Source organism: Streptomyces sp. NPDC005017, from assembly GCF_042873115.1.
Classification (GTDB): Bacteria; Actinomycetota; Actinomycetes; order Streptomycetales; family Streptomycetaceae; genus Streptomyces.
This window is the reverse complement of the sequence record NZ_JBIALD010000010.1, coordinates 108,782-121,090: the sequence shown is the minus strand read 5'-3', so window position 1 is coordinate 121,090 and position 12,309 is coordinate 108,782. Positions and strand designations below refer to the sequence as shown.

The 12,309-nt window shown below is 72.6% G+C and carries 10 protein-coding genes and 1 riboswitch; of the genes, 6 read left to right on the top strand and 4 right to left on the bottom strand.

Annotation, left to right across the window (positions count from 1 at the left end):
• Nucleotides 1-12: 12 nt before the first annotated feature.
• Nucleotides 13-160, bottom strand: a riboswitch (SAM riboswitch).
• Between the two features lie 162 nt (nucleotides 161-322).
• Both ACFYR0_RS17465 and ACFYR0_RS17460 read left to right on the top strand, forming a co-directional pair.
• On the top strand, nucleotides 323-1,267 hold the full coding sequence (locus ACFYR0_RS17465) for a glucosyl-3-phosphoglycerate synthase (protein WP_389328073.1): 945 nt from the start codon (nucleotides 323-325) through the stop codon (nucleotides 1,265-1,267).
• 71 nt (nucleotides 1,268-1,338) lie between these two features.
• On the top strand, nucleotides 1,339-2,811 hold the full coding sequence (locus ACFYR0_RS17460; protein WP_389328070.1) for a trehalose-6-phosphate synthase: 1,473 nt from the start codon (nucleotides 1,339-1,341) through the stop codon (nucleotides 2,809-2,811).
• Between the two features lie 428 nt (nucleotides 2,812-3,239).
• Here the strand turns inward: ACFYR0_RS17460 and otsB are convergent, their stop codons facing one another.
• Nucleotides 3,240-4,118 carry a trehalose-phosphatase gene (gene otsB / locus ACFYR0_RS17455; protein ID WP_389328067.1) on the bottom strand — a complete coding sequence of 293 codons (879 nt, stop codon included), beginning with the start codon at nucleotides 4,116-4,118 and terminating at the stop codon, nucleotides 3,240-3,242.
• A gap of 104 nt (nucleotides 4,119-4,222) precedes the next feature.
• On the opposite strand from otsB, the gene ACFYR0_RS17450 reads away from it, so the two are divergent.
• Nucleotides 4,223-4,456, top strand: coding sequence for a DUF3263 domain-containing protein (locus tag ACFYR0_RS17450; RefSeq protein WP_386377731.1), 234 nt, complete (start codon nucleotides 4,223-4,225; stop codon nucleotides 4,454-4,456).
• Between the two features lie 77 nt (nucleotides 4,457-4,533).
• Here the strand turns inward: ACFYR0_RS17450 and ACFYR0_RS17445 are convergent, their stop codons facing one another.
• Nucleotides 4,534-5,790, bottom strand: a complete 1,257-nt coding sequence (locus tag ACFYR0_RS17445) for an ABC transporter substrate-binding protein (RefSeq protein ID WP_389328064.1) — start codon at nucleotides 5,788-5,790, stop codon at nucleotides 4,534-4,536.
• Between the two features lie 153 nt (nucleotides 5,791-5,943).
• Between ACFYR0_RS17445 and ACFYR0_RS17440 the strand changes: the two genes are divergently transcribed.
• The 3 genes from ACFYR0_RS17440 (at nucleotide 5,944) to ACFYR0_RS17430 (ending at nucleotide 9,175) form a co-directional block, all read left to right on the top strand.
• A complete protein-coding gene (locus ACFYR0_RS17440) occupies nucleotides 5,944-6,888 on the top strand; it encodes an ROK family protein (protein ID WP_389328061.1) in 945 nt (314 codons plus the stop codon).
• On the top strand, nucleotides 6,888-8,129 hold the full coding sequence (nagA, locus tag ACFYR0_RS17435; protein ID WP_389328058.1) for an N-acetylglucosamine-6-phosphate deacetylase: 1,242 nt from the start codon (nucleotides 6,888-6,890) through the stop codon (nucleotides 8,127-8,129). The genes ACFYR0_RS17440 and nagA overlap by 1 nt, the downstream gene beginning before the upstream one ends.
• Before the next feature lie 116 nt (nucleotides 8,130-8,245).
• Nucleotides 8,246-9,175 (top strand): 1-phosphofructokinase family hexose kinase, encoded by a 930-nt coding sequence (locus tag ACFYR0_RS17430; RefSeq protein ID WP_389328055.1) that lies wholly within the window; start codon nucleotides 8,246-8,248, stop codon nucleotides 9,173-9,175.
• 40 nt (nucleotides 9,176-9,215) lie between these two features.
• Here the strand turns inward: ACFYR0_RS17430 and ACFYR0_RS17425 are convergent, their stop codons facing one another.
• Nucleotides 9,216-10,163 (bottom strand): carbohydrate-binding protein, encoded by a 948-nt coding sequence (locus ACFYR0_RS17425; protein WP_389328052.1) that lies wholly within the window; start codon nucleotides 10,161-10,163, stop codon nucleotides 9,216-9,218.
• Nucleotides 10,164-10,283: 120 nt separating this feature from the next.
• Nucleotides 10,284-11,942: a diguanylate cyclase CdgB gene (gene cdgB / locus ACFYR0_RS17420; protein ID WP_389328049.1), complete on the bottom strand. Its 1,659-nt coding sequence runs from the start codon at nucleotides 11,940-11,942 to the stop codon at nucleotides 10,284-10,286.
• Nucleotides 11,943-12,309: the final 367 nt, after the last annotated feature.

Genomic DNA, 12,309 nt, shown 5'->3' with positions numbered 1-12,309 from the left:
CGAGGCCCTTTCTCCTCATCTTCCTCACGACGCATCTCGCCGTGAGACGGATTTGGCACCTTCCCTAGCCGGGAGCCTCGCTGCACGAACGTCAGGAGTACCGACTGGAGGGTTGCCGGGGCTTCATCGGGCCGTATCCCTCTGCCCCTCTGGATGAGCTGTATGTGGTTGTTGTCCGCGCGGACGGCCCCCGACATGCGATGGTCATCAGCGTTGTTCAAGACTGTAACCGAAGGCCAGGACAGTTGAGATAGCCGTCCGAACCGCGAGATGGATCACAAACCACCCCTCTCGCCGACGAAACGCAGAGGAGCCGCAGGCTGTGCTGGAAGAAGTCGAGCGCTGGCTGACCACCCGCTCCTGGTCCGTAGCCGACCGCCCGCTCCACAAGATCCTGGCCGCCAAACGAGGCACCGGCCAGACGGTCTCCGTCGTCCTGCCCGCGCTCGACGAGGAGGAGACGGTCGGCGACATCGTCGCGATCATCCGCCACGACCTCATGCAACAGGTCCCCCTCGTCGACGAACTCGTCGTCGTCGACTCGGGCTCGACCGACCGCACCGCGGAGGTGGCCGCCGCCGCGGGCGCCACCGTCGTCCACCGCGACACGATCCTGCCCCGCATACCCGCGGTCCCCGGCAAGGGCGAGGTCCTGTGGCGCTCCCTGCTGGCCACCACCGGCGACATCGTCTGCTTCATCGACGCCGACCTCAGGGAGTTCTCCTCCGACTTCGTCTCGGGCATCGTCGGCCCGCTGCTGACCGAGCCCGGCGTGGACCTGGTCAAGGGCATGTACGACCGCCCGCTGGCCGGCGCGGCGGGCCAGGGCGGCCGGGTCACGGAACTGATGGCCCGCCCCCTGCTGAACATGCACTGGCCGCAGCTCGCCGGCTTCGTCCAGCCCCTCGGCGGGGAGTACGCGGCCCGCCGCACCCTCCTGGAACAGCTCCCCTTCCCCGTCGGCTACGGCGTGGAGATCGGCATGCTCGTCGACTCCCTGCACCTGGTGGGTCTCGACGCCCTCGCCCAGGTCGACGTGGGTGTGCGCAAGCACCGCCACCAGGACGGCCAGGCACTCGGCCGGATGGCCGCGGCGATCTACCGCACCGCCCAGCTGCGGCTGGCCCGGGGCCATCTGATCCGCCCGGCCCTGACCCAGTTCGAGCGGGGCGAGAGCGGCTTCGAGGCCCGTACGTTCTCGGTCGACACGGAGGAGCGTCCGCCGATGGCGGAGATCGCGGAATACGCTGCCAGGAAGGTGGCGTAAACGTGGGACACCGTCCGTATACAGCCGAACCGCACGTTTGAGCGTTTCCGGGCCGGGCTAGGTTGAGGCACATGGTTTCCACGCGAGGTGCACAGGTGCTGGTCGCGTCCAACCGCGGCCCGGTCTCCTACGAACTGCGGGACGACGGCTCGCTGCACTCCAGAAGGGGCGGCGGGGGCCTGGTCTCCGGCCTCTCGGCGATCGGCCCGGACGCCGGCGCGCTCTGGGTCTGCTCGGCCCTGTCCGACGGCGACCGCGAGGCGGTGGCCCGCGGCGAGGGCGAGCCGGGCGTGCGCATGCTCGCCATCGCTCCGGACGTGCACTCCGACGCGTACAACGGCATCGCCAACTCGGTGCTCTGGTTCGTCCACCACATGCTCTACCAGACCCCGCTGGAGCCGGTCTTCGACGCCGGGTTCCGCCGTCAGTGGGCCTCCTACGAGGCCTACAACCGCGCCTTCGCCGAGGCCCTCGCCGAGGAGGCCGCCCCGGGCGCGGCGGTGCTGGTCCAGGACTACCACCTGTGCCTGGTCCCCGGCATGCTCCGCGAACTCCGCCCCGACCTGCGCATCGGCCACTTCTCGCACACGCCCTGGGCGCCCTCCGAGTACTTCGGGATGCTCCCCGAGGACATCCGCGCCCAACTCGTGTGGGGCATGCTCGGCGCGGACCGGCTCGGCTTCCTGACCTGGCGCTGGGCCTTCGCGTTCATGAACTGCGCGGGCTCGGTGGACGCCGAGCGCATCCAGCCCATGTCCCCGACGGGCACCCCGGCCCGCTACATCGAGCACACCCGCACGGGCACGCCCCCGCTGACGACCACCCGTCTCGGCGTCCACGGCCTCGGCGCCGACGCGGAGTTCCTCCGCGAGCGCTCCCACCGCCCCGACGTCGAGGAACGCCTGAGGGCACTGCGCGCCGAGATCGGCGAGGGCCGCAGGACGATCGTCCGCGTCGACCGCACGGAACTCTCCAAGAACATCGTCCGAGGCCTCCTGGCCTACCGCCAGCTCCTCGACGACCACCCCGAGTGGCGCGGCCGGGTCGTCCACGTCGCCTTCGCCTACCCCTCCCGCCAGGACCTCGCGGTCTACCGCGACTACACGGCCGAGGTGCAGCGGCTCTCGGAGGAGATCAACGACCAGTACGGCACGGCGGACTGGACGCCGGTCCTGCTCAACCTCAAGGACGACTTCGCCCGCTCCCTGGCCGCGTACCGGCTCGCCGACGTGGCCCTGGTCAACCCCATCCGCGACGGCATGAACCTCGTCGCCAAGGAGATGCCGGTCGTCTCCGACGAGGGCTGCGTGCTCGTCCTGTCGCGCGAGGCGGGCGCCTTCTGGGAGCTCGGCGAGGACGCGCTCGTCGTCAACCCCTACGACGTCCTCGCCACCGCCCGGGCGCTCCACGAGGCGCTCACGATGCCGCCCTCGGAGCGGGCCGAGCGTACGAAGAGACTCGCCGCGGCCGCCACCGCCCTCCCCCCGGCCCAGTGGTTCCTCGACCAGCTCAACGCCCTCCGCGAAACCCCTACCCGCGCCTGAACCCAGCGGGACGTGTCTGCCGACTGCTGCGGCGTCTCGGCCGAGGCAGGGACGCTTCGCGGCTCGGCGTCAGCGAGATACCGCCCGGTGGTCGCTGAGGCAGGGGCGGTGCGCAGCTCGGCGTCGGCGAGGTGCCTCCCCCAGAGGGGGGACCCCCAGCGCCCACCCGTGCCGCCCCTGGCGGCACGCATGCCCGCGGCTAGGCGCGGCGCGCAGCCGCAGCCCGCGGCGACGGGCGACGGGCGGCGGGAAGCCGCGTACGGCGGCAAGGGGACGGGGCGGGGGGTGTCCGCCCGCAGCGGCCGCCGTCAAGCACCAGAACCCCCGTAGGAGACCGGATCGGCGGACCGAGGACGGACACCCCCCGCCCCGGCCCCGCACCACAACCCCACAGCAGGCGTCACCGCACCCCCCACCAACCGCCGGCGTCACCGCAGCCGCGCCGCCAGGCGGGAGAGGAGACCGACCACACCCTCGGGACCGTCGACCACCAGGTCGGCCCGCTCCCGCAGCTCCGTCACCTCGTCGCTGCCACTGCACACCAGCAACCCCGGCACCCCGTCCGAGCGCAGCTTGTCGACCGCCGCGTAGGCCGGCAGATCACCGAGGTCGTCACCGGCGTACACCACGCACCCGGCCCCCACCGACCGCACGTACTCCGTCAGCGCGACCCCCTTGTCCATGCCCGGCGGCCGCAGCTCCAGCACCATCCGCCCCGGCTCGACGATCAGTCCGTGCCGGGAAGCCAGCCGCCCCAGAGGCTCCCGCAGCGCCTCGAACGCCGCCTGAGGGTCCTCGGCCCGCCGCGTGTGCACCGCGACGGCCCGCCCCTTCTCCTCGACCCACGTGCCCTGCCGCGCCCCCACCCCGTCGAGCACTTCGGGCAGTTCCGCGCGCGCCGCGGCGACCCCGGGATGCGCCGGGGGCGCGTCCACCCGCCCGCTCGCGGCGTCCCACCGCTCGGCCCCGTAGTGACCGAGCACCACGAGCCCCTCCAGCCCCTCGACCCCGTCGAATCCCCCGTACCGCACCGCGACCGCGGCCGGCCGCCCCGTGATCACGGCGACGGACGCCACCCGGGGGGCGAGCGCGGCCAGCGCGGGCACGGCACCGGCATGGGCCCGCGCCTGGTCGGGGTCGGGCACGATCGGCGCGAGGGTGCCGTCGAAGTCGAGGGCGATCACGGCCCTGTCAGGCCGGGCGAGCAGCGCGTCGAGCCCCTCGCGCCCGGCCGCGGTGGCAGGCCTCGGCAGCCCGGCGTCCGCACTTTCGTGACGTTCGTTCGCATCGTGCTCATGGATGCCCATACAGGCGACCCTATCCACGCCCGGCCCGGCGCACTCATGGCTCACCGGCACGGAGGGGGTCCTCACACCGGGCCGTTGTCGGTGCCGGGGTCTACCGTGCGGACATGGACACAGAGGAGCTGGGACAGCGGGAGAGGGACATCCTCGCGCTGGAGCGGCGCGGCTTCACCGGCCCCGGCGCGAAGGAACGGGCGATACGGGAGGAACTGGGCCTGGCCCCGATCCGCTACTACCAGCTGCTGAACGCGCTGCTGGACGACACCAGAGCCCTGGCGCACGACCCCGTCACGGTGAACCGCCTGCGCCGAGTACGAGAGGCCCGCAGAACCGAACGCTGAAAAACCCCACCCACCCCAGCCAGCCCCCGAACCTCAAGCCCCCACCCCGCGCCCCCACCCCCGCCGAACCGGCGGAGTCACCCCACGGAACGGGAGTCGGCCTCCGCCCGCACCGCCCGCCCCTGCAACCCGCCCAGCACGGCCGAAGGACTCCCCCCGGCGGCGACGGCCTTGCCGATGCCGGTCTTCACCGCGGCGCTGACCTCCGCCCAGGACGTGTGCCCGACCGGGTAGAACTCCGCGAAGGCCAGCTCGTCGAGGAAGGGCCGCAGCTCCTGGTCCTCCGGCGCCGCGGCCATGGCCCGCGAGGCGGAGTTGGTGACGGGCAGCAGGTCGTACTCGCGGGAGAAGTCGAGGACGTTCTCCTCGCTGTAGACGAAGTCGAGGAACTGACCGGCCTCGTCCCGGTGCCCGTTCTGCTTGAAGGCGAGCATCCAGTCCGCGACCCCCATCGTGGACTTGCTCTCCCCGTCCGCCCCCGGCATCGGCACCATGCCGAACTTCACGCCCTTCTTCTCGGCGATCTTCATCAGCGAGGGATGCCCGTTGAGCATGCCGACCTTCCCCGCGGCGAACGCCGCGAACGCGTCGGCCCGGTTGAGCTCGGCGGGCGCGACGGGCCCGGTCAGGCCCTTGCCGACCAGCTGGTCGCGCAGCCAGGTGAGCGTCTCGACGTTCTCGGGGGAGTCGATGCCGTAGGAGCCCAGCGTGTCGGTGTAGCCGCCGCCCCCGCTGAGCAGCCACTGCATGGTCTCGGCCTGCGCCTCCTCGGGCCCGAGGGGCAACGCGTACGGGTAGCTGACGCCGTCGTCCTCGAGCGCCTCGGCGTCGGAGGCCAGCTCGGCCCAGGTGGTGGGCGGGGTGAGCCCGGCCGCGTCGAAGAGGTCCTTGTTGTAGAACAGGACGCGGGTGGAGGCGGCGAAGGGCATGCCGTACTGCCGCCCGCCGACCTTCCCGGCGTCGGCGAGCTGCCCGGCGAAGTCGGCCTGGGTGGTGATGGAGAGCAGTTCGTCGGCGGTGTAGAGGCGGCCGGCGGCGGCGTAGTCGGCGTAGGCGCCGATCTGGGCCAGGTCGGGCGCGTCGCCGGAGTCGACCATCTCCTTGACCTTGCGGTCGACGTCGTTCCACGAGTAGACGGAGACGTCGACGTGGACGCCGGGGTGCTCGTCCTCGTACGCGGCGACGACCTTGTCCCAGTACTTCTGGGAGCTGTTGCCCGCGCTGTCGCCGTAGTCGGCGGCGACCAGTCTCAGGGTGACGTCCTCGGAGCCGCCGAGCGCGCCGCAGCCGCCGAGGGCCGCCGTCATACCGAGCGCGGTGAGACCCGCGACCATTCCCGTCCTCCGCCGCTGCACTGCGCGCTCCAACCCCATCCCTGTTCACGTGGCCGTCGAGCACCCTTCACCGGGCGTCCGCTATCCGAAATAAGGTCTACACCACGCAAGTGGACTAGACCTCTCATGGGTGCTCGGGCCACACTAGCCCCCGTGAGACATGTCATCGCCCTCGATGTGGGCGGCACCGGGATGAAGGCCGCACTGGTCGGGGCGGACGGCGAGCTGCTCCACCAGGCACGCCGCGCCACCGGCCGCGAGCGCGGCGCGGACGCGGTCGTCGACGGCATCCTCGACTTCGCCGCAGAGCTGCACGCCCACGGCGAGAAGCACTTCGGCGAGCCGGCTAGCGCGGCGGGCGTGGCCGTACCCGGCATCGTCGACGAGGCGAACGGCGTCGCCGCCTACGCGGCCAACCTGGGCTGGCGGGACGTCCCGCTGCGCGACCGGCTCACCGGGCGCCTGGACGGCATCCCCGTGGCGCTCGGCCACGACGTGCGCACCGGCGGCCTCGCGGAGGGCCGCATCGGCGCGGGCCGGGGAGCCGACCGGTTCCTGTTCGTGCCGCTGGGCACCGGCATCGCGGGCGCGATCGGCATCGACGGCCGCGTCGAGGCGGGCGCCCACGGCTTCGCGGGCGAGATCGGCCACATCGTCGTACGGCCCGGCGGCACGCCCTGTCCGTGCGGGCAGCGCGGCTGTCTGGAGCGGTACGCGTCCGCGGCCGCGGTGAGCGAGGCGTGGGCCGCCGCCGCGGGCGTCGCGAGCGCGGACGCCGCCGACTGCGCGCGGGCCGTCGCGTCCGGGGACCCGAACGCCGTACGAGTGTGGCTGCGGGCGGTCGACGCGCTCGCGGACGGCCTGGTCACCGCGCTCACTCTGCTGGACCCCCGCACACTGATCATCGGTGGCGGCCTCGCCGAGGCGGGGGAAACCTTGTTCTCACCGCTGCGGGACGCGGTCCGCGAGCGCGTGACCTTCCAGAAGCTGCCCTCGATCGTCCCCGCGGCCCTGGGCGACACGGCGGGCTGCCTGGGCGCGGGCCTGCTGGCCTGGGATCTCCTCAACCGACCGGACCGTACGGAGGCAACGACCTGATGGCAGCCGACCCTCATGGGGCACGGGGCCCTGTCGAATCCGCGGCTACCGCCGCGCGGGCGCGACAGGCCACGACGCACGAGCACCCCGCAACGGCGAGCACCCCGCTGCTCATCACCGGAGCCGACGTGGTCCTGCCCACCGGCACGGTCGAGAAGGGCGAGCTGGCCGTCGAAGGCACCCGCATCGCGGCCAGGGCCCCCGAGAACGCCCGGGTCCTGGACCTCCCCGGCTGCCATGTGGTGCCCGGCTTCGTCGACATCCACAACCACGGCGGCGGCGGGGCCTCCTTCACCTCCGGCTCGGTCGAGGACGTCCTCACCGGCATCCGCACCCACCGCCGGCACGGCACCACCACCCTGGTCGCCTCCACGGTCACCGGCGACATGGACTTCCTGGTGCGGCGCGCCGGGCTGCTCGGCGAGCTGGCCGAGCAGGGCGACATCGCCGGCGTCCACTTCGAGGGCCCGTTCATCTCGCCCTGCCGCAAGGGCGCGCACTCCGAAAAGCTGCTGCGCGACCCGGACCCGGCGGACGTGCGCAAGCTGGTCGACGCGGCGCGCGGGCACGCCCGGATGGTCACCCTCGCCACCGAACTGCCGGGCGGCATCGACTCCGTGCGGCTGCTCGCCGAGCACGGGGTGATCGCGGCGATCGGCCACACCGACGCGACGTACGAGCAGACGGTCGAGGCGATCGACGCGGGCGCGACGGTCGCCACGCACCTGTTCAACGCGATGCCCGCGCTCGGCCACCGCGCGCCGGGACCGATCGCGGCGCTGCTGGAGGACGAGCGGGTCACCGTCGAGCTGATCAACGACGGCACGCATCTGCATCCGGCCGCGCTGGAGCTGGCGTTCCACCACAAGGGCGCGGACCGGGTCGCGTTCATCACCGACGCGATGGACGCGGCCGGTTTCGGCGACGGCCGCTACATGCTCGGCCCGCTGGAGGTCGAGGTCGCGGACGGTGTGGCCCGGCTGGTGGAGGGCGGCTCGATCGCGGGCTCCACGCTCACCCTGGACCGCGCGTTCCGGCGGGCCGTGACCGTCGACCGGCTGACGGTCGGCGACGCGGTCGCGGCGCTGTCCGCCAACCCGGCCCGTCTGCTGGGCCTGTACGACTCCATCGGCTCGCTGGAGCCCGGCAAGTACGCCGACCTGGTGGTACTGGACGCCGAATTCGGTGTGAAGGGCGTCATGCGCCGAGGTGAATGGGTGGTCGATCCCCAACTGGGCTGATTCCTCCGCCGACCGCGGCGGGGTGGCCGGTCCCGGGTCTGGGCCGGTCGCCCTCCGTTTGGCATGATCGTGCCTTCGAACAGTCAGTCGGCACGTCTCGGGGGAGGCCGGACCAGGTGATCCTCACGGTCACGCTGAACACCGCTCTCGACATCACCTATCGCGTGCGGTCCCTGCGGCCGCACGCGTCCCACCGGGTGTCGGAGGTCGTGGAACGGCCCGGCGGCAAGGGCGTCAACGTGGCCCGGGTGCTCGCCGCGCTCGGGCACCCGGTGACGGTCACCGGGTTCGCGGGCGGCGGCACGGGCCGCGCGGTCCAGGAGGGCCTGGCCGCCACACCGGGCGTCGTGGACGCGCTCGTCCCGGTGACCGGCACGACCCGCCGCACGGTCGCCGTGGTGGACGCCACGACCGGCGACACCACCCAGCTCAACGAACCCGGCCCGGTGATCACCCCGGCGGAGTGGTCGGCCTTCCAGGAGGCCTACACGGACCTGCTGGGGCCGGCCTCCGCGGTGGCGCTGTGCGGCAGTCTGCCGCCGGGCGTGCCGGTGGGGGCGTACGCGGGGCTCGTACGGACCGCCCGCGCGGCCGGTGTGCCGGTGCTGCTGGACACCGGCGGGGAGCCGCTGCGCCGCGGGATAGCGGCCCGCCCGGACATCGTGAAGCCGAACGCCGGGGAACTGGCCGAGCTGACGGGCTCCCACGAGCCGTTGCGCGCCACCCAGGACGCCCGCAGACGCGGCGCGGCCGCGGTGGTGGCCTCCCTGGGCCCGCTGGGACTGCTGGCGGCGACCCCGGAGGGCCGCTGGCGCGCCACCCCGCCCGCCCGGGTGCACGGCAACCCGACCGGCGCGGGCGACTCCGCCGTGGCGGGCCTGCTCTCGGCCCTGGCCGAGAACCTCCCCTGGCCGGACCGCCTGGCCCGCGCGGTCGCCCTGTCGGCGGCGACCGTACTGGCGCCGGTGGCGGGCGAGTTCGACGCGAGGGCGTACGACGAGCTGCTGGCCCAGGTGACGGTGTCACCGGAGGTGACGGCCGCCTAGCACCGCCGCGGACGGACGACGGGCCCTGAGCCCGTCGGGCTCAGTCCTCGACCTGCCCCTGCTTCAGCTCCAGCTTGTCCAGCAGGACGTTGCACTTGTCGCCGTCGCCGCAGGAGACGGAGATCGTGTTGGTGCCCTTGGTGAGCGACGGCCAGGCGTAGGTCTTGGTCCAGCCCTTGGCGAAGTCGCCGTCGGCGGCCTTGGCGTAGTTCTTCATGCTCAGCTTGCTGCCGAACACCTTGCCGTTGACGGTGAGCGTCATCGACTGGTCCTCGCCGGCGGCGCTGTAGAGGGCGAACAGCGTGTAGACGCCGTCCTCGGGGACGCCGTTGACGGTCCACGTGACCGAGGCGCCGGGCTGGTTCAGGCCGTTGATGTACACGCCGCCGCCGGACTGGGCGCCGGGAACGTCCGCGGCGGTCACCACGCCGGGCGACAGCAGCAGCGTCTTGCCCTCGGCCTCCATCGGCTCCATCGTCTTGTCCTCCGAGCTGGCGCTGGCCGAGGGGCTCGGCTCGCTGCTCTCGGTGGCCGTCGGGGAGGAGCCGGCCTGGTTGCCGGTGTCCTTGTCCTTGGAGTCGTCGCCGCCGATGATCGCGACGCCGATGCCGATCACGACCGCGGCGACCACCGCGATCGCGCCGATCAGCAGACCCTTGGTGTTGGGGCCCCGGCCGCGCCCGCCGCCGCCCGAGCCGCCGTACGACTGCTGCGGGGCCGTCGCCGCGCCGCCGGGCAGCGTCTCGGGTGCCGCGTAGTGGGCGCTGGGACGGCCGTAGGTGCCCTGCTGCGGGACCTGCTGGCCGTACGTGGCGCCCTGCTGCTGCCCGTACTGGCGTTCGCCGACCGTCCGCACCCTGCTCACGGAGTTCGGGTAGCCATAGCCGCCGGAGGGCGGCTGGGCGCCGTTGGCCTGCCCGTCGGCGTACAGATAGCCGAACGGGTCGTCGTCCTCGGGCGTGCTCGCGCCGTTGTCGCCGGGCGTCATCCCTAGGTACTCCTCAACAGGTGCGGTACAGATGCGATACAGGGGTCAGCATGGCGAGCCTACCCGGTCCGGCTGCCCCAAACGGGTGACTCCGGCCGCATCGAACCCCTGACCTGCGGATCAGCCCGCACGTCTGTGCTGTTTGGGACGAGATCGTTTCTCGACGTACATACGCTCGTCGGCGGACTTCAGCACTTCGTCGGCCGTCATGCCGCAGTGCGCCCATCCGATGCCGAAGCTGGCGCCCACCCGCACGGCCCGTCCCTCGGCCCTGATCGGCTGGATGATCTCGTTGCGCAGACGGACCGCGAGGTCCTGCGCGTCGGCCCGGCCGAGCCCGTCGGCGAGTATCACGAACTCGTCGCCGCCGAGCCGAGCGACCGTGTCCCCGTCGCGCACCCCGCGCGACAGCCGCCGCGCGACCTCTATCAGGACCGCGTCACCCGCGTTGTGCCCGAACCGGTCGTTGATCGACTTGAAGCCGTCCAGGTCGCAGAAGAGCACCGCGAGACCCTTGGTGCCGTCGTCGTGCTCGTTCTGCGGGGCGACCGTGTGCACATGGTGGTCGTAGCCCTCGAGGGACTCCGCGCCCGGCCGGAAGTCGAAGCCGTGGCCGTGGGTGTCGTACGCCGGGTGGCCGTAGGCCGCGTCGACCGACTCCAGCTCACCCTCGTGGGCGGACTGCGGACGCCGGCACAGCCGCGAGGACAGGCGCGAGCGCAGCTCGGCGGAGTTCGGCAGGCCGGTGAGCGAGTCGTGGGAGGCGCGGTGGGCGAGCTGGAGCTCGCGGCGCTTGCGTTCCTCTATGTCCTCGACGTGGGTCAGCAGGAACCGCGGCCCGTCGGCGGCGTCGGCGACGACGGAGTTGCGCAGGCTGACCCAGACGTACGTCCCGTCGCGGCGGCCCAGCCGCAGCTCGGCCCGGCCGCCCTCGGCCGAGGTCCGCAGCAGGGTGCCGATGTCCTCGGGGTGGACCAGGTCGGAGAAGGAGTAGCGGCGCATCGCGGCGGCCGGGCGGCCCAGCAGCCGGCACAGGGCGTCGTTGGTGCGCAGGATCCGGCCGTGCTGGTCGCCGCCCATCTCGGCGATGGCCATGCCGGAGGGGGCGTACTCGAACGCCTGACGGAAGGATTCCTCACTGGCGCGCAGGGCCTGCTGCTCGCGCTCCAGACGGACCAGGGCGCGCTGCATATTCGAACGTAGACGCGCGTTGCTGATGGCGATCGCGGCCTGGAACGCGTACATCTGGAGGGCCTCGCGGCCCCAGGCGCCGGGGCGGCGGCCGTTGCGCGGGCGGTCCACGGACAGCACCCCCAGCAGCTCGCCGTGCGGGCCGCCCTGGGAGCCGGGCGCGTACATCGGGGCGAAGAGACGGTCGGCGGGGTGCCACTCGTCCTCGAAGCGGGGGGCGGGGCCCTCGGTGAACCACTGCGGGACGTCGTCGTCGTCGAGGACCCAGCCCTCGGTGTGGGGTATGAAGATCAGGTCGCCCCAGGCCTCGCCCATGTTCAGCCGCCGCTCCCAGGAGGTGCGGGAGCCGACCCGGCCGGTGATCAGCGCCTCGGCGGCGGGGTTCCCGGAGAAGGCGGCGACGACCAGGTCACCGTCGGAACGGACGAGGTTCACACAGGCGAGTTCGTAGCCGAGGGCGCCGACGACACCGTCGGCCACGGTCTGAAGGGTGTCGGCGAGGCTGCGCGCGGTGTTCATGTCGGCCATGACCTGATGCAGCTGTCGCAGGGACGCCAGACGGACGTAGGGCTCCGACTCGGTCTCCATGCTCGCCCTCCCCCCGACGACCTCGCAGTGAATCAAGGGTTGTCTTCGGCGCCATTTCTGGGTGGTGCCCTTTGCCTCTTCCACGCCACTGAATCACAGCGCGCTGCCCACTCGGTACACAGGGTCAACAATTAGTGCTGCTTGTGACTCAAGTCACAGGCGAAGGTGAACAATTGCGTGGCGTTTCTGCTTTTTCCCTGCGTGTTCACCGAGCGCAAACCTGTCAGAGACAGGCGAGAAACGCCACAACTCCGCCACAACTCGCCCGGGCGTCCCACGGGACGGCGGAAGCCCCGGCGTGGCCCCCGGCTCCGCCGGGAGTCCTAGGTCCGGGCTCGGGCGGAGGTCCGATGCCGTGCCCGTGCCG

Bases quoted from the DNA above. Each gene is read 5' to 3' on its own strand.
- ACFYR0_RS17460 (WP_389328070.1), top strand. From the start codon at position 1,339: ATGGTTTCCACGCGAGGTGCACAGGTGCTGGTCGCGTCCAACCGCGGC.
- otsB (WP_389328067.1), bottom strand. From the start codon at position 4,118: ATGGGCATCCATGAGCACGATGCGAACGAACGTCACGAAAGTGCGGAC.
- ACFYR0_RS17450 (WP_386377731.1), top strand. From the start codon at position 4,223: ATGGACACAGAGGAGCTGGGACAGCGGGAGAGGGACATCCTCGCGCTG.
- ACFYR0_RS17445 (WP_389328064.1), bottom strand. From the start codon at position 5,790: ATGGTCGCGGGTCTCACCGCGCTCGGTATGACGGCGGCCCTCGGCGGC.
- nagA (WP_389328058.1), top strand. From the start codon at position 6,888: ATGGCAGCCGACCCTCATGGGGCACGGGGCCCTGTCGAATCCGCGGCT.
- ACFYR0_RS17425 (WP_389328052.1), bottom strand. From the start codon at position 10,163: ATGACGCCCGGCGACAACGGCGCGAGCACGCCCGAGGACGACGACCCG.
- cdgB (WP_389328049.1), bottom strand. From the start codon at position 11,942: ATGGAGACCGAGTCGGAGCCCTACGTCCGTCTGGCGTCCCTGCGACAG.